The organism is Arthrobacter sp. BG3, assembly GCF_056680185.1.
This window is the reverse complement of the sequence record NZ_JBWXPT010000002.1, coordinates 90140-113410: the sequence shown is the minus strand read 5'-3', so window position 1 is coordinate 113410 and position 23271 is coordinate 90140. Positions and strand designations below refer to the sequence as shown.

The window sequence follows — 23271 nt, the reverse complement described above, 5'->3', positions numbered from 1 at the left end:
AATAAAGCCGATATCGATGATTTCGTCAAGCTGTCCATGCTCGGTCGGCGGCAATGCATTCGGGACCTTTATCTGACCTCAAGTCAGTTCGCCTAGAAGTTCAGTTACTGGCGCTGGCCCAACTGCATCTCTAAGTCGAGTTCCTTTGGCTTCACGTTCCGTGTGGCCCGGCCGAGCAATAGCGCTGGGCGGGCCCAGCCGCTGAGGGCTGCAGGTTCTACTGCGGATTCTTTCGCAGGTACTGGCCGAGGCCGGGTATGGCGAATGCGACTTTGCCGTGGCCGGTGGACTCGATGAGTCCTGCCGCCAACAGTCGTGTGCGGTACTTTGCGACGAGGGTCGGTCGCGATCCGGTCCGCTGGACGATGTCGCCGATGGTTGAGGGGCCCTCGTCCACTGCCATGGCGTGCAAGAACTCCAGGTCTTTCCCGGACGCCGTGGCGAGAGCGGCTTCAATCACCACACGTTCGTTGCGCCGTATCGCTGCTGCTATTGCCCGGTCGACCGTGCCGGATGAGAGGGAACCGTCATGGTTTTCCGCTTCCCTCCACAGGAAGTAGCCGACCAGCTGAATCAGGAAGGGGTACCCGCCGGTGGCGACGGCTGCCCGGTGTATCAGCTCCGGGGCGATGGTGATCCCGGCGGTGCCGAATGTTTCCGTGAACGACGTTTCGACATCGCGTATCGCAGCGGCATGCAGGTCTGTCTTGTCAGCCCGGCGAAGGAATGTCGCGACGCCCTCGTTCAGGAGGTCCGACACCGCGGAGGGAAGCCCGGCGAAGATCAGGGCGATCGGCAGCCGGTCCTGAATGAAATGTTGGACGTTCGCGGCCAACTGGGACAGTTCTGCCCGGTCGGCGGCATGGATCTCATCCACGGTGATCAGGAGCCCAGTTTTCCGATCATCCAAAAGCCTCAGGAGGTTCTCCCCAAGCTCGCGCCAATCGACTTGTCGTTCTGGCGAAAGTTGGGAAGTGACGCCAAAGCCTGCAACGGTAACCCCCGTGACGCGTCGTCGGGGGTCGGGCCCGTCACCGAGCTCTTCGGCCAGCCGTCGCATCTTCTCACCGATCCGGCCCATAAAGGCTCCGGTGGCGGTCTCGGAAACTACCGCCCACCCGTGTTCCCTGGCCAGATCATGGGCGGCACCCAGCATGACAGTCTTGCCGATCCCGCGCGCGCCGGTGAAGATGGACAGCAGGCCGGGGGCGCCGGAGCCCAGGTGAAGGCCGTACTCGAACTCGTCAAGCAGTCCCGCCCGGCCTATGACCTCGGGCGGGGTAGCTCCGGCAGTTGGGCGGAACGGATTTTCCACGGAAATCATGAAGCCAGCCTACAGGTGAATTTGGGTGAATTTGGTGAATTTAGACCGATAGGTGAATTTGGTGAACTGTGGTCCCTCATCCCGTGACGCTCGGACCCGTGGAGACGCTGCAGGAATTGCCGGCCGCACGTGAGATCGTCCCGGGACCAACCTGACGAACTCGCAATAGCTGCCCCTCCCTGGGAAGTCAGCTCGCACAGGCCCGGCGTTTCCACCTTTCACAAGAGGCCCCGCGAAGAGCAAAGGACAGTCACGATTTGCCCGGACACGTCCGCGCAGCCCCTGCGCCACAGGGACCGTGAAACGTGACAAGGAACCGGACACAGTCCGCCGCCTGAACGCCTGAGACGGGAAGAGATTGAACGAGAAAGGCACCACATCGTGACCGGACCCGACGCCACTGGCGACTGGCCCGGACGACTGCCACCGGAGGTCGAAGCCTTGATCCTGGAGACGGTGGAAATGATCCAGGAACTCGACGACACCGGCCTGCACGAGATGACACCGCTGTTCTATCAACACGGATATGAGCAATTAAGGATCTCGCTCCGGGATCTGCTCACAGTCCTCGGCCACGACCCCGACCTGACACCGCAGGAGTAGGTCTCCGGGTTCGCCGCCGGTGACAAGACTCAGGGTCATCACCATTCGTCCGGCTGCTGCTTGCCATCAAGGCCGCGAACGACGATTCCACCTCAGGGAATGCCCAACGACCGAAAAGTCATACCAAGGCGGTGTCCCGACCCGCGGCAGGGGAACAGCGAAGCAATGGTGTAGGTTGCATTTCCGTCAGATAAGAACGTTAGAGAAGAGAAACACGGCAGTGGCAACCGATTACGACGAAGTACGTTCCGACGTCAAGGAATCACAGGACCGATCCCTGGAGGCGCTGCAATCCGCCAACGCCCCGGATGCCAGAAGCGTCGTCCGGGACCTGGACGAGGCCGACGCGCTGGATGACGCGATGACCCCCGGCGGAGAGTTCGTCGCCGAAGAACTGACCGTTCAGGTGATTCCCCAGGCCGAGGATGAGTTCACCTGCTACTCCTGCTTCCTGGTAAGGCACCGTTCCCAGCTCGCACGCGAAAAGAACGGCCACTCGTACTGCATCGAATGTGAAGGCTAGCCAGAGTGCCGCTCCTCCCGCTACCCGAATCAACAGCAACCACATCAGCGTGAAGTAGCCGGAGTGTCGGGCATTGGGGGCGGGGCATTGAGTCAGCGGGCGTAAGGGGTAACCTGACCTTCTTCGTTGAAAGGTTCGAACCAGTACTCCAGTGCCATGGGTGCCAGGCGGAGCTGCCGGTTCAATCCTTCATCGTGCTGGAAGCCGTCGAGACTCCGGTCGTAAAGCATGTCGCTGTCGGTGTCTTCAAGGAGCCGGTCGGTAAGTGTGCCCCGCCAGTGCGGGTCAAGGTCCAGATCGTAGGTGTCTTCGGTGATCTCAATCTGGTCCAGGAGGCACCGGACGGCGAGCTCCTGGGCCACGCAACTGGGAGAGGTCCAGCCGTCGGTGAGTTTCAGGGTCATGTCAGCCGCCACCACCAGGAATCGCTGGGCGAAGAGTCCGTTGTACTTTTCCGCGTACTGCGGTGGCAGGCCCGAGAGAATCCAGGTGTCGTCGATGACTTCGCGCGTGACCGACCCTTTTTCATGCAGCGTGTGGACGTCCTCGAACAACTGATCGATGAGAACTACGGAGGCGTGCCAGATGGCCCCGGCCAGAAGGCGTGCCCGGCTCAAACTCCGCCGGCGGTCCTCTGCCGAAATCCCAGCCATCCATTCCATCGTTTCGGAGTCGACGCTGCCCAGGTCCTCGTCGGAGAAATCCCGGGGATCCGGAACATAGCCGAGGTCCTCCAGGCTCAGGCCTTGCAGGCGATCGGCGTCAGCGTCCAGCTCAGCAAGAATCAGCTCTTGTTCCCTGTCCATGCAGCAGATGCTATCGCGACTGCCATGCACGGCTCGCCTCAAGAGGATCCGCCGGCGCCGGTTGGTGGGCGGGCCGTTTTGGGCAAACGGCAAGGCTCGCACGGGGCGTCAACACGTAGCGGCTTTGCCGGACCAACTGCCATCGAGGACCGGCTTCGCAGACAGTGGGCGCCGGTAGACGCAAACGCCACGAACCATCCAGCTTCTCAGCCAGCGTTGCGAAGGCTGCGCTGGCTGCTACGGCGGCCCCGGGGCTTGCCTATTTCTGGGAAACACGTGTGGTTTGAGACGATGGCGCCATGAAACAGGACGATGGCAAGAACCCGAATGGACTGGAGTCAGTCCTGGAGCTGCGGGTGCTTCTTGTCGACAGTCATCCGGAGATCTGGCGTCAGCTGGAGGTCCGAGGCTCAACATCGCTGGATCAGATACACGCGGTCCTGCAGGTGGCCTTTGGCTGGGAGGATGCCCATCTGCACCGCTTTACCGACAGCGATCCCTTCGCGCCACTGCGGCCGATTGATGGGGAGCTACCTGAAGCATTGCAGTGGATCCCGCAGCAGTGGTGCGAGGAACCGGGGGACAGGGCTGAGGAGGATTGCTCGTTGGATCAACTTCTGGCGAGCGGATCGGGGACAGCGTTCTATGAGTACGATTTCGGCGACAGCTGGCTCCACCGGATCGAACTGATTTCCAGCCGCCCTGGGACGAAGACTACTCCGCCGGCGCGGCTGATCGGAGGAGCCCGGCGCGGCCCGCTTGAAGACTCCGGAGGCATGCCCGGGTTCGAGGAGATTCTGGACGCCCTGGCCGACCCTGCCCATGCTGAACACGTTGAACATTCGGCGTGGGTCACCGAGATTACCGGCGCCCAAGAGCCCTTTGATCCCGGCTTCCTGGACCTCGAGGCCGTAAACGAGGAGCTTATTCTGGTCCTGCAAAGCCGACCTGGCCCAACCCCCAAACCTGATCGGGCCTGAGGTATTGGTCAATAGCGGCGGTAGAGAAAGAGCGCCCTAAAGGCGGTGATCGAGACGATCAATGACCCTTTCGCTCCGTATGTCAGCTCAGCGCACGCGCGGGAAGCCTCCATTGTGGAATGGTGCCGTCAGGACCCAGCATGGAACTTGGCCATCAGCCGGCCGTTCTGACCCTCGGTTCCGGACCGGCTCACCGTGACACGATCGAGGTCACTGCGCCGACAAACATCGGCAACACAGCCAGCGACGCCAGGAGGAGCATGCCCCGCCCCGTCCAGAGGGCGGCCTGCGGATGCACTGACCGGGTGGCGGGAACGATCTTGGCCCAAGCCAGCACAAACAGCGCTCCGAGTCCGAGCACGAGGCCCGCCGGCGGGAAAAGGACCGCCGCCAGCAGCGGCAGATAGGACTTCCAGGTCTTTCTGGTAAAGGGTCGAAGATGGGCACTAACCTCCCCAGCCACCGCCGCGACGAGCGCACCGTGGAACACGGCGAGGGCCGCAAACAGGACAACCGCCAGCCAACCGGGTTCGACAATGTCGAAGTCAATGTTGTCTGGCCGCAACGGATCCACGGACGCTCCGAAGCCCAGAAGAAGCAGTACACCCAGTGCCGGACCCGACCATCGGCCGGCCGGTAGCCACCGGCGTATCAGCATGTATATGAATGCTGCTGCGAAGCCCGCCGGGAGGCCCGCGAATATCAACAAGGCCATCGTGCCCTCGACCGTGGGGATACCAACGATCGCCTGGGCCTCGGTAAGGCTTCCTTGCGCCGACGCCGGTGATGTGATGGCCAGGATGCGCATCGCAAGCCTTCCGCCGGGCCACGCAACCAGGAACGCCGACGCGACGGCGGCTACAGTGGCTACGTTCGCTCCCCAAAGGTAGCGACGGAACGCCGAAGCCGGAGTTTTCGATCCGGGCGCATGCCGGGCAAGAGCGGCCGGCGGTCGTACGGGACGGTCTCCAAAGGCCATGACCAGACCCGCACCGATAACCAGCAGCAACGTGCACGAAACCATGATCATCAGCGCCACGCCACCATCACCACCTACGAACCGTTGCAGTCATTGTGACCCGAAGACCAGACGTTTGCCAGGCTGGCGGGACGGCAGCTGCAGGCATGACCATCGGCGAAGGACGAGCAGCATCCCGGACCTGATGTCCCGCCACGGTGACCCCGGTGATCTGGTCTCCCGACGGACCAGATCGAGGTTGTCAGGAGAACCGTGCGCTCCCGCGCCACGATGCGGCTGGCGTGCCACCGGACCGGGGCCACGCTGAACGAAGCGGGCAGGGCGCCGGTCAAACGCGTGAGAAACCAACCGATACACCCTCAGACGGATGAATTCCACCCCGGATCCGGCTAACACCGGAGCAGGGGGCTGCCAGCGGCTGCGCCTGGATTCGCGTGGTGGCAACCCCCTAAAACGAAACACAACTTATTGGGCGCGTTCGCTGCGGGCCTAGCAACCCGGCCTATCACGGTGGGACGATGCGCTGAGGTGTACTACTGATGTGAGACACAGTTTGAAAGGATTGTGCCCATGTCTTCCCGTCCCAGTTATTCCGATGAGTTCAAGGCCGATGCCGTGAATCTCGTCATTTCCTCTGGCCGTTCGCCCGCCTCAGTTGCCCCCGAGCTGGGGATCTCCGTGACCGCCCTGAAGCGGTGGGTCCAGCTGTATCGGGAAGGAGAAGCCGGGGCCGGCGGCAAGCCTGATGATCCGGTGGATCCCGCAAAATACAAGGCGTTGGAGGCGCGGTTGCGGGAGCTGGAAAGGGAGAATGATTTCCTGAAAAAAGTTTCGGCGTTCTTCGCCAAAGAACAACGGTAGAGGACCTCTACCGGCTTGTTCAGGAGAAGAACGCCGAATTCCCTGTCACCTGGATGTGCGCCCAGCTGGGCATTCCGCGGGCCTCGTATTACCGCTGGCTGGACCACGAAGAATCACCGACGGCTGCCCGCCACCGGGAGCTGACCGGACTGGTCAAGGCGATGTTCGATTCTTCCGACGGGATCTTCGGCCATCGGATGGTCCACACCAAACTCGCCGCCACGGGTGTGGAGATTTCCGTGGGGACGGTCGCTGCCATCATGGCGGAGAACGGCTGGGCGGCCAAGCGGATGCGCGCCTTCAAACGCACGACCATCCCCTCGGACCCGGAGAAGGTTTTTGCCGATCTCATCGGTCGGGACTTCACCTCCGATGCCCCCGGCACGAATCTCGTCGGGGATATTACCTACCTGCGCACCGGCGAGGGCTGGTTGTATCTGGCCACCGTCATCGACCTGTGTACCCGCATGGTCGTGGGCTGGGCGATGGCCGACCACATGCGCGCCTCCCTCGTCACTGGCGCGCTGGCGATGGCCAGGGACCGAGGACACCTGGCCCCGGATGCCATTTTCCACAGCGACCGGGGCACCCAATACACCTCCCGGGAAATGGGCGCCTGGTGCACCGGCAACGGAGTCCGCCAGTCCATGGGGGCCACCGGGGTGTGCTGGGACAATGCCGTCGCAGAGTCGGCGTTCTCATCCCTGAAGAACGAGTTCTACCACCACCACAACTTCGCCACCCGGCAGGACGCCCGCCGGGCGACCATGCGCTACATCGAGGTGTTCTACAACCGCTGGCGGCCCCACACCAACAATGATGGGCTGCCGCCGGCAACAGCAATGGCCAACTTCAAGACCAAAAACCAGCCGCTACACGCGGCCGCCTAACCAAATAGAAACTAACCGGCTGTCTCACATCCTTGACACACCTCAGGGCGCCTCAAGGTAATCTTCGATCGCACGGAGGGCCTCGCTGTAGATACCAGCACAGCGTTCTCGTCGGGCAAGGGTTTGCTGGAAGCTGTAGCCGAGAATGGCGATCCCTGCTGCGAGGAGTGCAGCGATGAGGGTGGCCGTTCCATCCCAGGTGATTGGCTCCATCGACCACCCCGCAATTTGCTCCGGGGATGGTGTGGGCGCGGAGGGGATCATGCTCATATGTGCATATCCCTATATCCGTGGGGTGCCTCGGGCCCAAGCCACTTCCCGCGTCGCGCGCCTCCTGTGTGGCGCCAAAAGGTTTCGAAGTACAGATGGTCTGCAGCCAGGTCCAGTATGGCCAAGAGTCCAAGATTGGCAGTCCAACGCCGATCAGGGGGGTCCCCTGGATAGAAGAGGCAGAGGCTTCTGTCCGGCATGCGGTGTGGTGATTCTTCCCCCCTGTCGGCGTAGACCCGTGGGTAGTCTGCTGGCTTCAACCCGTACGTGTTGTATTTTGGCTGTGCTTCGAACCGGACGACAACGGGCACCGGACTTTCTCTCCCTCGTATCTCGAGACCATTATGCGTGTAGGTGAGAATGCCTTCTCCGAGGGTGGTCCTTATCGCGTTTCCGTACCGCCGCTTTGCTTCCCGTTGGAACGGAACCCGCCAAGACGGCGCGACCCCGTACCAACTTGGCATCAAAGTCCCCATGAGCGGACGTTAACGCGGTCGCGGTTGGCCGCCGGCCCGGTTCCTGACAGAAGTGCTGGAGCGCCGAATGCTTTGCTGTCTTTGATCTTCCGGGCAGTAATGCGCCGCGCTTCCTCCTCCATCACGAGTGTGGTGTCGGGGCGCGGAAGCATTGCTTTGTCATTGAAGAATTTTGAAAGTTCGTCCTGGGCCAGGATGGAATATCCATCCTGCTCTAGCCTGATCGCCAGCTCCAAGGTGTCCAGCGCGGTGCGCAATGTGCGGACGACTTCCATCCGTGGTTTGTTTGTGCGGATAGAGTGCGGTGCTACTCGAGCCGGGTCGGGCGTCTCTTCGAGACTGAGTTGCTCGACCGCGTGGCGCAGCCAAACTTGGATCCCGTCGAGAAGCCCGGTCCTTTCCGTAAGGCACCCTAGGGCGAGTGCCTTGATATTCCACGAGCACAGCGGCTTGTCGTGGGTGCGGTTCCAGTGCTTGAGCAGACGCACGACGCGGGCATACGTGGTGCCGGAGTTCTCGTTGGCGGCACCAACGAGGTCCGTATGAAGTTCCGGGTGGGACCGGTCCCAGCCGTCGTACCGGGGGATATGAAGGCCGGCGGCGGTGGCGTTGTCTCGGGCAATGATGACGTCCGCAGTGAAATCCGGCATGCCCGCTGAGACTGGCTCTCGAAAACGGACCAGAATCGATCGTTTGCGTCCTTGGACCTCCACGGCAAGGTCGCCATATTCGTCCTTTAGCCCGGCCCGAATGGCCTTTGCCGCTCGGGCCTTGAGTTCCTTGGATCCTTTGAGTCCGGGGCCATAGATGCCGTCCGGATCCGGGACGACCGCGCCCAGATCGACGTCGGTTAGGGGAGTGAGCGCGTCCCCGTGTGCGATGCTTCCATTTACGTAAATACGGCAGCCAGGGAACTCCGTGCGAAGTACGGCTGCGATGGCGGTGCGGCGTTTCCTGGCCTCGGCGAGTTCGTCGTCTGAGACCTGAATAGACAGTCGGGCGTTGTTCAGGGTGGTTTCAAGCGTCTGCGTCGCTTCGAGTGTTGGCATGGGGGTGGGTCCGTTCTCACCGTAAGGGCTCTGGGGGAGTTCCCTACGGTGACGGGAGGTTCCCGAGCGACGATTGTTCGTGCTCTACCTGAGACAGACGACGTAATGGAGAGATGAACCTTCTGACTTAGGCGCAGTCTCGGCATTCCGCTGATTCCGGGTCGAATAAGTGGGCAGCTTTGACCATAAAGCAGTTGCTGCATGTCTTCTCCTTGAGCCGGGTGCCGCACTTGCACCGGCCGCAATCAGGGCATTTTTGGACTCGGCACCCTTCGCACGGTTTTTCGAAAGAACGGAACTCACGACCGCAGTCGCTGTGTTCGCAGATGCGATAGACACCTTTCGGTCCTGCATTCCATTTTGGGAGTGAGAGCTTTAGCCACGAGGCGCCTTCGGTGACGGCGACGACGACGAGCATTCCGCCCATGTCGGCGGCCTGCGCATGCAGCTCCTCTCCGCGAATGCCGTCTCTATAGAAGAATGCTGTCGGTCCTTCAGTAACTCGCCGATTGTTTTGCAGTGCCGTACGGATGATTGTCGATTGAGACTGGTCGCTACCGCGACGGAGCGGGGGAAGTTCCCGCGACGCGGAGAAGGACACGAGCCCGTTACCGTCGAGAAGGGCAACATGGCCCGGTGTTTTCAGCATCCGTGCGGCACGAACGCAAGCTGCTGCGCGCGACGCATTTGAAGCGCTCCAGAGGGAAGCGACAGAAGTGCCCGACGGGCCACGCTCGGGGATATGTTCTTCAACGAGTGCCTTGGGCAAGAGTATCGCCGCTGCGAAAGCATCACATGCGGCGTCTTCAAGGGCGATACCGCCATCGGGCTGGGACATCGGAATGTCCATGAGCTCGAAGACACTCTGCTGGAGATGGTGGCCTAGTTCGTGGAGTGCTGTAAATGCCTGGCGACCCAGGCTCGCAGATTCAGCTACCGCCAGCACCGGCGGTTCGCTCTCTGCCAGGTAGGCGCCCGAAACACTGCAAACAGAAGAGCCGAGCTGATAGTCAGGGACTGAGCGAAGCTCAATCTGGGGCCACATTGCAAGAGCCCCCAAGGAATCGGTTCGCAACTCCTCCTCGAATTCTTCTCGGATTGTTTGCAGGTGAGAGAGCATCGCCGTCACTTGAGCTGTTACTAGGTGACGGGGGACCAGCCTATTCATCACGTATCGCCGCCGAGAAGTACATGTCCAGGCGTCCGTCCCAAGCGATTTCCGTTTGGCCCCCGGTTTGTCGCGCGGCTAGTGCCCATGCCTCGTAAGCCGCCGTTTGGTGGGCGACGGTGTCGCTAATCTGACGTTGCGCTGCAAGCCTGCGCAGATTCTTGCGCCAAATGGGCCGCTCAATGCAGGCGATGAGAGCAGCCGGAGGATTGGGGTTCTTTGAAACCAACTCTTGTGGCGTCAAGCCGATCGCTGGGGAAAGCCTCTCGGCCTCAGAGAATGTTAGTGCTGCAAGTCCTCGCCAAAGCCGCAGCGCTCGTTGGGGCGTCGTCTGGAGATTTTGTGCAATCCAATCGACCAGAAGAGGACGCAGCACCTCTGATAGCGAGCCCGTTCCTGTCGGGAGCCACTGCACGCCGGCAAGAGTATTGATCGTGTCTTCAAGCAATCCGCGGTAGACGTGTATTGGATCCGTGGCCGAAATTGGCTCAAATGTTTTCTTACGTGATGACCCATCCAGGGGTGGGGTCAGCGCAATACGTGCCCGCGCGGCCACATCTCCCGCGTACCGGTCAAGAACTGATGGAGGGACCGAAGTGCGCAGGCCCAACCACACAGTTATAGGCACCCCGAAAGGGCTGTCGGATTCGTTTATTGGCAGGGATTCAGGGTCGGCGTACCCGATATCGAACGAAACTGGCGCGACCATAAGCCTTTCGGACGTCGAAAGTATGACGATGAGCTGGGCAGTTCCCTCCCACTCGGCGCGCCATACCTGTCCTTCCGCCGGCTCTGGGACGACTCCATCCCAGGCACGACGCAGAGTCTGCGGCACGACTACGGAACCGGCGGCCTGTTCCAGAGTCGGATCATTCCTAGCCACGTCGTTTGTCATTGGAACCCTCTTTCAATCGATGCGGCGCGTCGTGGAAGGCAGACGACGTAACTCACCGAGCGCCTCCGGACATATCGGCGAGGCGCATAACAACCTCTGCACGTTGCTCATCGCTTTCGGTGGCCAGCCGGATCCGCTCCCTAAGTGATTCGACCATCGCCGTTGTAGCCCGCGGCCCGAGACCCGTAATGCGTCGCTGTTCGGCAATAGGTGCCCCGACATAAGGAAGCAACATCCGATCCGCTTCGGTGAGCGTCGCCCAGATCCGGTCAGCGTGCGCGCTGTTGAGAACCTGACTCTCCGGGTCAGCGGCGTCTCGGAAAATAGTGTCGGTTCCGTCTGGAAGTTCGATAAATACCGGCGGAGCAATCAGCACGAATCGTCTTTCCGCTACCCGCGCCAAGTCTTCGTCCCGCACCGATCCTTGGGCCGTGTCGATGACACAGTACGACACCGTAACCAAAGCATGAATGGTTCCGGCCGGCGTCTTTCCTGCGGTGTTCCACTGCGTGATGGTCAGGCCTCGTACTGATGCTGCAGCGTTCTGAAGCTGACCGATGTCGCCTTGCCACATTTCCACGGGCCCACCGTCCAGAGCCCACGCATCCACCGTCTTGAGAAGAATTGTGGGACGAACAAACCGGGAATCGGCGTCCAGCAGATGCGCCAGGCGCCGCCTCAGTTTTCCGCGTTCGGTCTTCTTGGCTTCATCCTTTAGGTGATTTCGAATGCTGGCCAGTATGAGTCGTTCAAGGGAAGCCTGGTCGGTGGCTACGGTATAGCACGCCAGCACGAATATCTGCCCCCTGCCCGTATCACGGGAGAACATGTCGGCCAACAGGTCATCGACCGCGTCATCGGACCAGTGACTGTGCCCTTCAGGCGGCGGGAATGAGGACGATCGTGAGACTTGAGCCCCGAGGCGGCGCAAAAGTTCCAACGTCTCCGGACCGGCCACGTCTCCGCGCAGACCAATTTCTTCAAACGCCCCCAAAGCAAACTCCTGGCCGATGGATGATAGCTTCCGTTATGTTCTCACGGTCAAGGCGCATGTACGCGTTGTGGGTCCGAAGCGTGCAGGCAGAACCAGCTCCACTGAGCCAGGGAAGGCTAAAATAATTTGAGGACAAATTTGTCCGCACATACTAACAACCTTACATAAGATCCGATATCGGCGCTCCGAGATCAGTCGAGAAGGGGTTGATCTGGGCCCTCGTGCGCCCGGCGTCTGCACGTAGGTTAAGCTCTGAGTTGCCAGGGGTTCAACCATGGCTTGACCTTTGTGAATCGCCCAGTTGCTCGGCAAGTCGGCTCTGTTAGTTCCAGACTCTGTAGCTTTGTCCGAGCGGCACCTCCGTAGCGCACAGCACGGCAAGCTCCGATCGGGCGGCTTCCTTCACGCGAAAGTAGCTGTGGTGGCGTGGTGAGGATTCCGGGGCTGACGATGAACTGGCCAAGCGAATTCCTTGCCGTGGCCTTCGTTGTCGGCGCCTCGGTGCACCTGCGGCCACCCCATACCGCGAGGCTGGACCCTACTCGTGGTGGCCTTGGTCTCGGCTCATCTGATCCTCGGCCGGTGGCGTCTCTCCCGGTGGTACTCCGCCGCCGGGCTCAAGCCCGGTGATCTTCCCGCTGAGCGGATCGGGGTTGGCCGAGGCTGCCGCGTCGGCCCGGTCGTCTGCCCTGTTGCCACGCACGTCCAGATGCTTCGCAGGGTCCGCCCGGAGGGGAGGGTCCGGGTTGGCCGGGTCTTTTTCGGGGTGATAGGTGCTCATGATTGGTGCCTTCCGTCACTCGGTGATGCAGGTTATTTCTAAACAGCCTGGAACCATGGACCCAGCTGCTACTTCCCAGGGAGATTCTGCTGGTTTCCAGCCGACGGGTCCGGGTCGTCCGTCATCGGGCACGCCCGGACGACGCTCACGGGCCGGGATTGCCGTTGCTAAGGCTTCAGGACCACTTTGATGCAGCCGTCTTCTTTTTTCTGGAAGATCTCGTAGGCGGCTGCGGCGCCGTCCAGGGAGACCTCGTGGGTTTTGAGGTCCATGACGCCGAGCGGGTCCGCGGGATCTTCCACGAGCGGGAGCAGTTCCTCCGTCCACCGTCGGACGTTGCACTGGCCCATCCGGAGTTGGATCTGCTTGTCAAACATTGTGAGCAGCGGCATGGGACTCGCCGTGCCCCCGTACACTCCGCTCAGAGAGACGGTCCCTCCCCGACGCACAGAATCTATTGCTGCATGGAGGACCGTCATCCGGTCGACGCCGGCAGTCTCCATGGCCTTCTTGGCCAGCGCATCGGGTAAGAGCCCCACCGCATGCTGTGCAAAGGCGCCGACGGGCGAATGATGCGCTTCCATACCAACAGCGTCGACCACCGCGTCAGGGCCCCTTCCGCCGGTCATCTCGCGCAGTTGGTCGCCGACGTCCTGAGTGAAGTCGATCGTTTCCACTCCGTGCCGCTCAGCCATGCGGCGTCGTTCCGGAACGGGTTCGACGGCGATGACCCGCTGTGCGAGGTGACGGCCGATGCGGCTGGCGAACTGCCCTACCGGTCCCAGCCCGAAGATGGCCAGTGTCCCGCCCTCGGGGACGGCCGCGTATTTCACTCCCTGCCAGGCAGTGGGGAGAATATCTGAGAGGTAGAGGTACCGTTCGTCGGGCAGTTCATGCCCGACCTTGATCGGTCCATAGTCTGCGTGGGGTACGCGCAGGAATTCTGCCTGGCCGCCGGGGACGGAACCGTAGAGCTCGGAGAATCCGAACAGGCTCGCTCCGCTGTTGTGAGCGTGGACCTGCGTGGTCTCGCACTGGGACTGCAGCCCCTGTTTGCACATCCAGCAATGGCCACAGGAAATGTTGAACGGAATGACCACGCGGTCCCCCGGCTCGAGGTGGGACACTGCGGAGCCGACCTCCTGAACAACTCCCATCGGTTCGTGCCCCAGGATGTCGCCGGCCTTCATATAGGGCCCGAGCACCTCGTACAAGTGCAGGTCCGAACCACAGATCGCCGATGAGGTGATCCTAACTATCGCGTCCGTGGGCTCCTGGATCACCGGGTCCGGAACTACCTCCACGCTGACCGACCGTTTTCCTTGCCAGGTAAGTGCCCTCATATTCGTTTCTTCCCTTCCAACCAAAAATGATAAGCATACTGATTAATTGATTATTGCTCGTCTGGACCTCAATGTGAAGGCGTCCCAAATGGCAGTTTGCGCGGCGTCAATGAGTTGAAGTCTTGACGCCGGGCAGCAAGAGCCTGGATGTGACGGCCCCTCAGCGTTTTAGCGCCCGGTGGGTTGCCTCCAGAGGTCTGGGCTATTCCCGGTCTTGCGTCAGGGTTGCCGGGGTTCTGGCTGCCGGGGCTTTCGGTGCGGAAGTTGATCATTTTATGCGTGCCGTCGCAGTGCGACTTGATTGCTGAGGCCCGGCACCTGCTGAGGGCCAAAGTCTTGCGTTGCCGTGCAACGGTTTCCCCGTCGGGCGTCACAATGTCGAAGTCGCCAGGGACCAGGATGGGCCGTCGGGGCAGAGGAAAAGGGAAGCGCTGCTGGCGTTTTGGGATGTGTCGTTCATAGGTGTTTCCAATCAGGGCTGGCGGAGGAGGTCCCGGCGTCAGGAGAAGAGGCTGCTCCCCGTCGGTCATGCCTTTGCGGGCACAGGTGGCAGCAGAGAGGAAATGTCGTTGTCCCAGGCGTCCATGAGGTGTGCGGCGAAACGGGTATCAATGCAGGAAGACCGCGCCCGCTTCGACGTGCTCGGCGAAATATTCGGCGGCCTCGGTCTCGAAACCCAGGCGCCGGAATCCGATACCGTACAGCTGGTTCGGTCGCGAAGACGTCATCTCGTACATTGCCAGTTGCCCGGCGATGGCTCCGCCGGAGGCGCCGGTTCCCATGCGTTTTTGTCTTGTCCGCGCCTCCCAAGGCTCATTCCACGTGGGTCCACGGATGAGTTGATGCAACGGCCGGAGTAAGGCAATAGGAAAGCCCGTGTCAGTGACACGGGCTTTCCTTTCAGCGGCCGGCGTTTAAACGCGGGACCTGCCTTGGACGAAGTGAATGATCAGGACGATCACGGCGACGACTAGAAGGATATGGATGAGACCGCCGCCGATGTTGGCAAGCAGGCCGAGCAGCCAGAGAACGGCGATAATGATGGCTATCCAAAGCAACATATGTATCTCCTTGGTTCGACGGCGGATGGAATACTGCGCCCCGTCCGCTCTTCATATGGTTTGCCCAGCCTACGTCCCCCGTCCTGGGAAGAGGCGTCCACGATGAAATTTGGCCACAGTGGGGCAGCCCACGGAGCGCAGGACCCAGCCCCCATTCCCCCGGAGCCTTGCCATGACTTTTTCCCTCCGCCCCGGCAACGCTGCTCAAAAGCCTTGAACGGGCGGCCACGCCACGCAAATGGACTTGACCAGGCGATGCCAAATAGCGAACACATCCCTCCCACCTGCGGCGGGTGAATCCGGATTTCCCGGAAGCCACAACCTGCCCTGTTGCTGAGCTGACCGGAACGGTATGTTGCTCGAATGGACGATACGTATCAGGTCATCGTGGTTGGCGGAGGATTTGCGGGCATGACCGCGGCCAAGGAGCTCGGCCGTAAGGGCATCCGGGTGCTGCTGATCGATGCGAATAACTATCATCAGTTCCAGCCCCTCCTCTACCAGGTGGCGGCGTCGCAGATTGGCGTGTCGGCGGTCGCCCTGCCTCTGCGCGCGGTGTTCCGCGGCATCAAGGGCGTGCGCGTCCTCACGGCAGAGGTTACTGCGATCGATTCAGACACCCGCACCGTCACCACGGCCGACGGGTCCCGTTACGAGGGGCGGGTCCTCGTCATTGCCGCCGGCGCCGTCCCCAACTTCTTCGACACCCCAGGCGCTGAAGAGCATACCTATCCGCTTTATTCGGTGGCTGATGCAACCCGGCTGGGCGCTTCCCTCACCCAAATTTTGGACGAGGAGGACCGTGAGAATGCGGGTGGCGTGGACGTCGTTGTCGTTGGTGGTGGCCCCACTGGAGTGGAAACCGCTGGTGCCCTGGCGGAGAACGTCAAGTACGTAGTGCCGAAGTATTTTTCACCCGCCCTTGCCGACCGCTGCCGGGTGCACCTGGTTGATATGGTGCCGAACGTTCTGATGCCGTTCTCCGCCAAGTCACAGAATTATGCCCGGGCCCGGCTGGAGAAACTCGGGGTGCAGCTGCACATGGGCCAGGCGGTGACCGGCGTCCGTCCCGACAGCGTCACGCTCGCAGACGGCACCGTCATTCCAGCCCGGATCGTTGTGTGGGCGGCGGGCCTTAAGGCCGGAAGAATTATCGCCGAGTCCGCCCTGCCACAGGGCAAAGGGGGACGCGTTGACGTGCTCACGGATCTGACCGCCCCCGGTGCCGAGGGCGTGTACGTGCTGGGCGATGCAGCCAACATCACCGATGCCAGGGGCGACAGACTCCCCCAGCTCGGCTCGGTTGCCCAACAGTCCGGAAAATGGGCCGCACGAAACATCTACGCGGACCTCACCGGCGGCACACGCCAGCCATTCGCCTACCGGGACAAGGGTTACATGGCGATGATCGGCCGCGGAGCGGCAGTCGCCGAACTCGGCCGTAAACGTGTCCAGCTACAGGGCCCCCTGGCGTTCATCTCCTGGCTGGGCGTTCACCTCGCCCTGCTGCCCGGGACCCAGCAAAAAGCCCTCGCCCTCTCTTCCTGGGCCACCGGCTACGTCACACACAGCCCGACCCAGGTGATTGTCGGCAGAGCCGACTAGCGCAGCAGCCGGGTAGGGGGAGTCTCAGCCCGGAGTTATGGTGCGGGCCTGGTTGATGGGTCTCGTTCGCCGCCGACTGGCGCCTTAAGGGGACCCCGGGGCGGTCCCTTCCTGCAGCTTGACCCGGGCGTCTGGGAGCCCTATCAGCGTCGCAGGGTCCCCGTCTTCGGCTTCCAGATCCACGTGGATCATCCGGCGCCGGCGCTGTGTGGCCATGACGGCGTAGCGGGTACCTGCCAATTTCAGAATTTGCCCTTCGTGGACTTCCCGGAGTTTATAGTCGACGAAAGTTCGCCGGTGGGTAGATCTTTTGTTCAGGGTCCCTCCTCAGACTTTCTTTTGCCCGGCAGGCCGTGCCCGCCTAAATGGCAGGTACCAGACCGGCCCACGCTTGGGCGTGGGCTTTATCAGTGTTGTCCGAGGCTTCCCCCGGCCGGAGGGAGAGTGCCTTCCCGATCGTCTACGCCTCTCTCGCGGTCGGCTGCGCTCAAGGTGTCGCTCGCGGCTGTGCCGTCAGAATCACCGTCGATATCCACCAGGCCGTTGGTCTGGTCGAAAGGCTTCTCCGGGGAACGGCCACGAGTCGTCTCGTCGACCGGGCGGCTTTGGTCCTGGCCGATCCCCTCACCTGGAAAGACGCTGCCCGCGGTCCCGGTCGGTGGCACGGTCATGGGTGGCGTAGTTGTCGAGGCCTGAGGCGCCGGTTCGCCGGCGTCGTCATTGTGCGCAGCTGCCGCGGCGACACCGGCGGCTGCCGCGGCGGCGAGTCCGACCCCCGCAACGACTTTCCCCGAGACCCCGGCCTTGCCGTCGTCCCCGCGCGACCCCGCAGCCGCGTCGATGCCCGGCGTATCCGCCGAGACGTTTCCGCTGACAGTTCCGCGCCAGGCCCCGCTCGCATAGCCCTCGTCTTCGATGAAGGTCTTGAACCGGTTGAGGTCATTCTCGGCCTGCTTCGCCACGATATTCACCCTGTCCCCGACCTTTTCCACGATGCCTTCGGCCTCATATTCGAGAAAAAGATTGACGGACGTCTGCCCGCCGCCGAGGTCTTCAAACGTTACTGCTCCGGCGTTGGTCGCTCCCTCGGTTGCGGCCCACGCCACTTTCCGGTCCGGTACCTGTTCGAGGATTCTGGCCTGCCACTGCCTGCGGATCCCGGCGATTTCCGCAACCCACTCCAGCCGGTCGTCGCTGAGCTGTTTGACGCTCTTCACCCCACCCATGAAGCGGGGAAAGTCTTCGAACTGCGTCCACTGGTTATAGGCCACGCTCACCGGAACGTTGACCAGAATCCGCTTTTCCACCCGGGTGCTCATGATGTCTCCTTTGACGTATCGGCAACTGACGAACTAATCATCAGTGTGCTTACTATATCTGTGGAGCTGTTCGGTCGTCGAGTATCAGGGCGTATGCCTCGACGCGCCGGTCCGGGAGGGTAGTGGGCGATTCAAGGTGAACGGCCCCTGAGGGAAGGATCCCGGCGCCGCCGAATTTTTCCATGACCTTCCATTGCGCGAGGACGTCCTCCCCTGAATGGCCAGGCGCCAGCTGCGGCCAGAACCTGAATCCTCCGGCTTCATTGAGAGCAGCCCGCCCGAACATCGTGCAGCCTCCCAGCCAGGCCACCCGATAGGGCTTCCATTGGCCCGGCTTGAGCTGGAGGTCTGTGCTGAGGTGGGCCAGGTTCGCAGCGCTGTGCAGCGGCCACCGGTCGAAGGCAGCTGTACCGGGCCGGATCTTCTCGGGCTGCACCGGACCGTCCCAGGGCTGGAAACCCGCCGTCTGCCCGGGCCGCCTGTCCGAGAGGTACGACAATCCCTGGGGTGCCATGCCAACGAATCCGCATTTCAGCTGGTCCAGGGCTTCGCGCAAGGTGTCCAGGGCTCCGGGTTCCAGCCAGACGTCGTCGTCCAGGAAGAGACACATGTCTGCTGTGGCGTGATCGAGGAGAAATTGGCGATGTTCCGCCATTCCGCGCCGGGGCAGATGACGCAGGAGGGTCACTTGCCGGCCTTGAGCCTGAAGAACCCGCACCATCGCTGCCGCAGCAGGCTGCTGCCAGCCGGCCTCGCTCAGGGACTGGTCGCTGACAAAAATCCGAAAGACGGGATTCTCCTGGGCTGCCAGGCCTGCCAGCGTCACGGCCAGCTCGGCCGGGCGGTCGCAGGTGGGAATCAGTACATCAACAGCTGCGGGGCCCGGATCCTCTGGGGGCCGTCCCCATCTCACGGATGTTCTGCTGGTCATGACCGCCCTCCCGTATGCCCGGACCCCGGAGCCTTGACGCTGCTGGTCCCGGCTTTCTCTGCTGCCGGCTGTGTGCAGTGTATGTGGGAACGCCGGCCGGTTCCGGTGTTGGAGGTACCGAGTAAGGGTTGCGGGTCGGCTCCCGGTTTATCGAACAGGGTAACCCGCCCTCGACTTCACGGACCAGAGAGACCGGCCACAGCACCTCATACGACGACGAATCGTTCCCAGCCTGCGGGGCGGCTGCCGGTTCTCTGCCAGAAGGGAGTGTGGCCGGTCATTCCTGTCACGGGGGGTTGTTCAGGGCGGGGCTGTAGGCGATAAATCCTTCCCGGAGCCGGATCGAATTGGCCCCGATGATGTGGATATCTGCCCACAGCACCAGGAACGAGCCGCGGTGCCGCCATCTGAGCAGCTGCGCGACGGGCCAGGGCCGGGCGAGGCCGGTTCGTTCGTAGCCAAGGAACGAGGAGGCGCTGTGCGGGCTGACGATCAGGCCCAGGAGTCTGGCATCGGCAAGCAACTGGCGGGGTGGTCCGTCGATAGTAAAGCGGGCATCGGCGACGCGCCCGAGGCGGGTGCCGCCCGCGTCGTGCACGGGTGTGCCCAGGAGGTCACCGAGGATCATGCTGGCCTCCGGGGATGCGGGCGATGATTTTGTCGCGGATCCATCGCTCGACCCAGCCCGCGTCAAGCCCTTCTGCCCGGATCCCGAGGCGGACGACGACACCGACGTCGGCCACGTCGTGCCAGGGAATGCGGATGAGCCGCGATGCCGGGGGCCGTCCGCCGAAAATCCTCGTTCCGAGCACGGGGCCGGTGAGCATTGCGGTGAGTGTGGGCGCCGGGGTCCCCACCGGTATCGGCAGGTCGGGGGGAGGTCCGCTGAGTTCGACGTCATCGACGGTGGTGACGGGTAGACCGTCAACATCCAGTACCTGCCGGTCCAGCAGGTGCAGTTGCGCGTCGAGAGTCCTGCCTCCGGTCCGGGCAGCCGGTTTTGGCAGCGGGGTTGTTGTCATGATCCTGCTCCCGTCATGATCATCAGCGGTATAGCGGCGAGGGATGCGGCGAGAATGATGACCAGATAGATCATCGCCAGCACATTCACGGGGCGGCCGTTGACGTGTTTGCCCATGTACTGGGGGTCGTTGGCCACGATCAGAATGGGTAGGTACGTCAGGGGCAGCGCGATCGCCGAGAACACCACCGAGTATTCCGTGACCAGCACCGGATCGACCCCCGTCGCCAGGATGGCGGCACCGATCACGAGGCAGATGATCATGGACAAATGGAAGCGTGCGGCCCGGGCCGGGCGGCGGAACTTCCCCCAGGACCATCCGAAGAACTGCGCCAGGGTGTAGCCGCTGGACAAGGTGGTTTCCAGGGCGGCCCCGAAGGTCGCGGCAACGATGCCAATCAGAACGAAGGCCAGGCCGATTTTGCCGGCACCCTCGGCGACAGGCAGGATGACCTGGGACAGGGAGGTCACGGCGATCCCGGCCGGGAGCAGGACGACCGCGGCGCAGGCGGCAATGGCCAAGGAGAGCAGGCCGCCCAGGGGAAAGCCGACCAGGACGTTGATTCTGGATTGAACAAGGTCCTTGATGGACCATCCTTCCTCCACCGCTCCGGAGGAGAAAAAGAACACCTCGTAGGGGGTCATGGCCGCTCCGAACAGCGCTATCGCGTAATACCAGTAGGAGGAGACGGTTTCCGCCCCGGGGACGGCCGGGGCCAGGGCCTGGGCGCCCAGGGCGCCCCAGTCGGGCTTCAATAGAAACAGTGCCACTGCAAAAACAATGAGGGTTAGACCCAGCAGCCCGGTGACGTTTTCCATGATGGAGAACTTGACCCGCCAGATGACAAGCCACACGGCGAGTGCAGCAGCAGGCACCCACAGCAGGTACTCCACGCTGCTGATCAGCTGCAGCGCAAGGGCGATGCCGCCGAGTTCCGCCGTGACGGTCATCAGATTAATCAGGAATGACGCCGCCAGATTGGCTAGGCCGGCACGGGCCCCCAGCCGTTCCCGGATTACTTCGAAAGTCGCCCGCCCGGAAGCGGCGGCCACTCGGCCGGACATGTTCGCGAAGACACATATGCCTATGACGCCGACTACGACGACCCAGACCAGTGAGAGCCCGAAGCGTGAACCCACGACGGAGTTCGTGACGAGATCGCCGATGTCGACAAATCCGCCGATGGCGGTCAGAACGCCCAGCGCCACGCCGAGAAGGCGCTTCATGTTCCCCCCAGTCGGGTGTTCAGGGCCGACAGCTGGTCGGCTGCCGACCCCAGCAGCGCCTCGCCGTCCTGAAGCGAGGGGTTTCCGTCCTCGCTGGAGATGGCTTCTCTTGCCGTGGTTATTCCCGAAATGCTTCCGTCCAGGACGTTCAGAGCCTCTCCGCGAATGTCACGGTCCTTCTGCACGCTCGGAGACAGCCGGAGGACCGCGTTCCTTGCGGTTTGGAGTTCTTTGAGAGCGTCGTCCAGGGTGGTGGATGTCGCTGCCTTCGTCATTTTTGCCGCACCCTCAAGCCCCAGTGCGAGCCGGGCTGTGGCAACCGCGGAGGAACTGTCCTGAACTGCCGTGGACACGCTCGCCTGCACGCTGCCAGGCCCGCCGGTGCAACCCGTAAGAACGGCCGAGGCCGCCAACCAGATGGCGAGGAGCCCCGAGCCGGAAGAAGCACGCTCGGGTCCCCGTGGCCAAGACACCATATCCGCCTCCCACCCGGGGATCCACGCGCCGGCAACCGGAGCGAGTTCCCGGTATTGAGCTAGGTATAGCACTCCCGGCGACGAAATTGCAGGGCTATGAAGAATGGTCGCGAAGAGGATCCCGGTACCGGCGCGCCGGAATGTGACCCCCACGACGGATGCCCCCATCGACGCCGAAATGCTGGACGAGTACGCGGTCGACCGCCGGCTGTTGATCGCACGCTGGGGTCCGGTCCGTCCCGGTCCAAGAACTTCAGGATCGGATTCAGGTTGATCAACGCCCGCCGCGAATCGATTCTGGACAAGCCCTCATTCCGCCGGGCGGTGTATCAAGCGCCGCGCCCTGATCCCCGTGGAGGGATCCTACGGGTAGCAGAAGGACTGGAATAAGATCCCGAATTGCCTCTACTTCGAGAAGGATGATGTGCATCATTCCACCAGGGATGATGGGCCCGGGTGGCTGGACGTGGAAACAACGGGCAGGGACAGCGCCGTCATAACGCAGCGCTGGCACCGTTGAACATCACCCGCGCCGCTGTCACCGCACTCGAAGCGATTGCTCCCCGTCCGCTAAATCAGGAGCGGCTCGCCGGTAAGGTCCATGTCCCAAGTCAAACGCTCGGGAGGGTGCTCGCCCGGCTGGAAGGTGAGGGTTTCGTGGCCGGGACCCGGAACCCGGATGACAGGCGCCAGCGTTACGTGCAGCTGACCCCTTGGGCAGGACAGCACTCGCCGCCGCGCGGCAGGCCGAAAGTGACGCTTTCCCGTCGGCCCTGGATGCGGACGACTGGCACATCCTCCAAGAGCAGCTCGGCAAGTTCGTCGACGCGTTGAAGCTCCCACCGCAGTCCCGGCGCCTCCAGCACGACAACGCGCCGGCATCAGGGCACGACCAGCAAGACCCGGCGCAGCCCTGAGAGAACGGCCGCCCGCATTGGGTCAACTGGCAGCAGCGCACAAAAAACGGCAGGTACGTGGTCAGGCGGGGTCCGGGTAACTGGCGAGGATGTAATCCGTTGCGGCTTGCCCTGCCATCCGGCGCCGGGTGTTTTTCAGGTTGATCCCGCAGCGCTCCATGGCGGACCGGAAGGTGATGTCCTCCACCGGGGTGATGTTGTGCAGCAGGCACCAGCTTGTGTATAGACCGTAGAGGCAGTCCGGTCCCAAGGGAGGGCGCGTTTCATCAGGGACCGTGGCTTCCAGGAGGAATTGTTCGAAATGCGAGATGGCCATCAACGGCTCTTTCCGCGGGTGCATTACGCTGCCACCGTGCTGCTACAGCGGCCCTCTGCGGCCGTGCACCCGGCAGCAAGGGATCCCCTCCCCATCCCGAAAGGGACGACGGGAACTGATCCGAATCTACGGTCTCCGCACCCTAATGTCCACGGAACGCTGCTGATTCAGTTCCCCCGGTGTTCGCTGCACGAACCCGGGCCGCCACTGGACACATGATGGGCTATTTCTGTTTCCCGAGATGACTTTCCGGCCGGTAACCCCGGGCGCGCCTGCCCCGGCCCGCCACCAACACGCGCAAGATGACAAGCTGCCCTGTGCCACAGCGGCCCGTGGGAAAAGTCATGCCCGTACACAGCTCCCGGCCTGCTCCGGGCACCGATGTCAGTCGGGGATCTCCAGCTGGAAACCACACCTACAGCGCAGCAGCTTGGTGGGTATGGACACCTCAGGGAA

28 protein-coding genes and 2 pseudogenes are annotated in these 23271 nt (G+C 62.4%); 8 read left to right on the top strand and 22 right to left on the bottom strand.

What is annotated here, in order from left to right:
- Nucleotides 1–217: 217 nt before the first annotated feature.
- Entirely contained in the window at nt 218–1324 is a 1107-nt protein-coding gene (locus AC1MFL_RS20965; RefSeq protein WP_479815892.1) for an ATP-binding protein, read from the bottom strand.
- Between the two features lie 381 nt (nt 1325–1705).
- Between AC1MFL_RS20965 and AC1MFL_RS20960 the strand changes: the two genes are divergently transcribed.
- The gene (locus AC1MFL_RS20960; protein WP_479815890.1) at nt 1706–1927 is read left to right on the top strand and encodes a hypothetical protein; all 222 of its coding nucleotides are present in this window, start codon (nt 1706–1708) and stop codon (nt 1925–1927) included.
- A 220-nt stretch (nt 1928–2147) separates the two neighbouring features.
- Nucleotides 2148–2450: a DUF4193 domain-containing protein gene (locus AC1MFL_RS20955; RefSeq protein WP_301227353.1), complete on the top strand. Its 303-nt coding sequence runs from the start codon at nt 2148–2150 to the stop codon at nt 2448–2450.
- A 92-nt stretch (nt 2451–2542) separates the two neighbouring features.
- Here AC1MFL_RS20955 and AC1MFL_RS20950 read toward each other — a convergent pair whose 3' ends face one another.
- Nucleotides 2543–3256: a hypothetical protein gene (locus AC1MFL_RS20950; RefSeq protein ID WP_479815888.1), complete on the bottom strand. Its 714-nt coding sequence runs from the start codon at nt 3254–3256 to the stop codon at nt 2543–2545.
- Between the two features lie 299 nt (nt 3257–3555).
- Here AC1MFL_RS20950 and AC1MFL_RS20945 point away from each other — a divergent pair, with 299 nt between their 5' ends.
- On the top strand, nt 3556–4236 hold the full coding sequence (locus AC1MFL_RS20945) for a plasmid pRiA4b ORF-3 family protein (protein ID WP_479815886.1): 681 nt from the start codon (nt 3556–3558) through the stop codon (nt 4234–4236).
- A gap of 190 nt (nt 4237–4426) precedes the next feature.
- Here AC1MFL_RS20945 and AC1MFL_RS20940 read toward each other — a convergent pair whose 3' ends face one another.
- A complete protein-coding gene (locus AC1MFL_RS20940) occupies nt 4427–5275 on the bottom strand; it encodes a hypothetical protein (protein ID WP_479815884.1) in 849 nt (282 codons plus the stop codon).
- A gap of 510 nt (nt 5276–5785) precedes the next feature.
- On the opposite strand from AC1MFL_RS20940, the gene AC1MFL_RS20935 reads away from it, so the two are divergent.
- The gene (locus tag AC1MFL_RS20935) at nt 5786–6076 is read left to right on the top strand and encodes a transposase (protein WP_479815882.1); all 291 of its coding nucleotides are present in this window, start codon (nt 5786–5788) and stop codon (nt 6074–6076) included.
- Nucleotides 6077–6114: 38 nt separating this feature from the next.
- Nucleotides 6115–6966: pseudogene (locus tag AC1MFL_RS20930) on the top strand (IS3 family transposase); the annotation flags it as partial.
- Between the two features lie 42 nt (nt 6967–7008).
- On the opposite strand, the gene AC1MFL_RS20925 reads toward AC1MFL_RS20930, so the two are convergent.
- The 11 genes from AC1MFL_RS20925 to AC1MFL_RS20875 form a co-directional block, all read right to left on the bottom strand.
- Nucleotides 7009–7236, bottom strand: a complete 228-nt coding sequence (locus AC1MFL_RS20925) for a hypothetical protein (protein ID WP_479815880.1) — start codon at nt 7234–7236, stop codon at nt 7009–7011.
- Nucleotides 7233–7700, bottom strand: coding sequence for a type II CBASS E2 protein (locus AC1MFL_RS20920; RefSeq protein WP_479815939.1), 468 nt, complete (start codon nt 7698–7700; stop codon nt 7233–7235). The genes AC1MFL_RS20925 and AC1MFL_RS20920 overlap by 4 nt, the downstream gene beginning before the upstream one ends.
- Nucleotides 7700–8761 carry a nucleotidyltransferase family protein gene (locus tag AC1MFL_RS20915; protein WP_479815878.1) on the bottom strand — a complete coding sequence of 354 codons (1062 nt, stop codon included), beginning with the start codon at nt 8759–8761 and terminating at the stop codon, nt 7700–7702. Before AC1MFL_RS20915 ends, AC1MFL_RS20920 begins: the two co-directional genes overlap by 1 nt.
- Nucleotides 8762–8888: 127 nt before the next feature.
- A complete protein-coding gene (locus tag AC1MFL_RS20910; protein WP_479815937.1) occupies nt 8889–9881 on the bottom strand; it encodes an ImmA/IrrE family metallo-endopeptidase in 993 nt (330 codons plus the stop codon).
- A gap of 40 nt (nt 9882–9921) precedes the next feature.
- Nucleotides 9922–10824: a hypothetical protein gene (locus tag AC1MFL_RS20905; protein WP_479815876.1), complete on the bottom strand. Its 903-nt coding sequence runs from the start codon at nt 10822–10824 to the stop codon at nt 9922–9924.
- Nucleotides 10825–10876: 52 nt separating this feature from the next.
- The gene (locus AC1MFL_RS20900; RefSeq protein ID WP_479815874.1) at nt 10877–11818 is read right to left on the bottom strand and encodes a hypothetical protein; all 942 of its coding nucleotides are present in this window, start codon (nt 11816–11818) and stop codon (nt 10877–10879) included.
- A 538-nt stretch (nt 11819–12356) separates the two neighbouring features.
- Nucleotides 12357–12599 (bottom strand): DUF6480 family protein, encoded by a 243-nt coding sequence (locus AC1MFL_RS20895; RefSeq protein ID WP_479815872.1) that lies wholly within the window; start codon nt 12597–12599, stop codon nt 12357–12359.
- A gap of 167 nt (nt 12600–12766) precedes the next feature.
- Complete coding sequence (locus AC1MFL_RS20890) at nt 12767–13942, bottom strand: zinc-dependent alcohol dehydrogenase (RefSeq protein ID WP_479815870.1); 1176 nt, start codon at nt 13940–13942, stop codon at nt 12767–12769.
- Between the two features lie 68 nt (nt 13943–14010).
- Nucleotides 14011–14472, bottom strand: coding sequence for a CDGSH iron-sulfur domain-containing protein (locus AC1MFL_RS20885; protein WP_479815868.1), 462 nt, complete (start codon nt 14470–14472; stop codon nt 14011–14013).
- Between the two features lie 78 nt (nt 14473–14550).
- Nucleotides 14551–14724, bottom strand: a complete 174-nt coding sequence (locus tag AC1MFL_RS20880; protein WP_479815866.1) for an iron-containing redox enzyme family protein — start codon at nt 14722–14724, stop codon at nt 14551–14553.
- A gap of 132 nt (nt 14725–14856) precedes the next feature.
- A complete protein-coding gene (locus tag AC1MFL_RS20875; RefSeq protein ID WP_188572086.1) occupies nt 14857–15003 on the bottom strand; it encodes a lmo0937 family membrane protein in 147 nt (48 codons plus the stop codon).
- A 363-nt stretch (nt 15004–15366) separates the two neighbouring features.
- On the opposite strand from AC1MFL_RS20875, the gene AC1MFL_RS20870 reads away from it, so the two are divergent.
- Complete coding sequence (locus AC1MFL_RS20870) at nt 15367–16608, top strand: NAD(P)/FAD-dependent oxidoreductase (protein ID WP_479815863.1); 1242 nt, start codon at nt 15367–15369, stop codon at nt 16606–16608.
- 84 nt (nt 16609–16692) lie between these two features.
- Here the strand turns inward: AC1MFL_RS20870 and AC1MFL_RS20865 are convergent, their stop codons facing one another.
- From AC1MFL_RS20865 to AC1MFL_RS20835, 7 genes are all read right to left on the bottom strand, one after another.
- Nucleotides 16693–16848 carry a hypothetical protein gene (locus AC1MFL_RS20865; protein WP_479815861.1) on the bottom strand — a complete coding sequence of 52 codons (156 nt, stop codon included), beginning with the start codon at nt 16846–16848 and terminating at the stop codon, nt 16693–16695.
- Between the two features lie 167 nt (nt 16849–17015).
- Nucleotides 17016–17927 (bottom strand): SRPBCC family protein, encoded by a 912-nt coding sequence (locus AC1MFL_RS20860; protein WP_479815859.1) that lies wholly within the window; start codon nt 17925–17927, stop codon nt 17016–17018.
- Nucleotides 17928–17979: 52 nt separating this feature from the next.
- Nucleotides 17980–18858, bottom strand: coding sequence for a glycosyltransferase family 2 protein (locus tag AC1MFL_RS20855; RefSeq protein ID WP_479815858.1), 879 nt, complete (start codon nt 18856–18858; stop codon nt 17980–17982).
- A gap of 286 nt (nt 18859–19144) precedes the next feature.
- Nucleotides 19145–19486 carry a PRC-barrel domain-containing protein gene (locus tag AC1MFL_RS20850; RefSeq protein ID WP_479815856.1) on the bottom strand — a complete coding sequence of 114 codons (342 nt, stop codon included), beginning with the start codon at nt 19484–19486 and terminating at the stop codon, nt 19145–19147.
- Nucleotides 19473–19880: a hypothetical protein gene (locus AC1MFL_RS20845; RefSeq protein ID WP_479815854.1), complete on the bottom strand. Its 408-nt coding sequence runs from the start codon at nt 19878–19880 to the stop codon at nt 19473–19475. Before AC1MFL_RS20845 ends, AC1MFL_RS20850 begins: the two co-directional genes overlap by 14 nt.
- The gene (locus tag AC1MFL_RS20840; protein WP_479815852.1) at nt 19877–21106 is read right to left on the bottom strand and encodes an Nramp family divalent metal transporter; all 1230 of its coding nucleotides are present in this window, start codon (nt 21104–21106) and stop codon (nt 19877–19879) included. The genes AC1MFL_RS20845 and AC1MFL_RS20840 overlap by 4 nt, the downstream gene beginning before the upstream one ends.
- Nucleotides 21103–21381 carry a hypothetical protein gene (locus AC1MFL_RS20835; protein ID WP_479815850.1) on the bottom strand — a complete coding sequence of 93 codons (279 nt, stop codon included), beginning with the start codon at nt 21379–21381 and terminating at the stop codon, nt 21103–21105. Before AC1MFL_RS20835 ends, AC1MFL_RS20840 begins: the two co-directional genes overlap by 4 nt.
- Nucleotides 21382–22038: 657 nt before the next feature.
- On the opposite strand from AC1MFL_RS20835, the pseudogene AC1MFL_RS20830 reads away from it, so the two are divergent.
- Nucleotides 22039–22215 (top strand): annotated as a pseudogene (locus AC1MFL_RS20830) (hypothetical protein); the annotation flags it as partial.
- Nucleotides 22216–22295: 80 nt separating this feature from the next.
- Nucleotides 22296–22499, top strand: coding sequence for a hypothetical protein (locus tag AC1MFL_RS20825; protein WP_479815942.1), 204 nt, complete (start codon nt 22296–22298; stop codon nt 22497–22499).
- 61 nt (nt 22500–22560) lie between these two features.
- Here AC1MFL_RS20825 and AC1MFL_RS20820 read toward each other — a convergent pair whose 3' ends face one another.
- Nucleotides 22561–22815 carry a hypothetical protein gene (locus AC1MFL_RS20820; RefSeq protein ID WP_479815848.1) on the bottom strand — a complete coding sequence of 85 codons (255 nt, stop codon included), beginning with the start codon at nt 22813–22815 and terminating at the stop codon, nt 22561–22563.
- Nucleotides 22816–23271 lie beyond the last annotated feature (456 nt).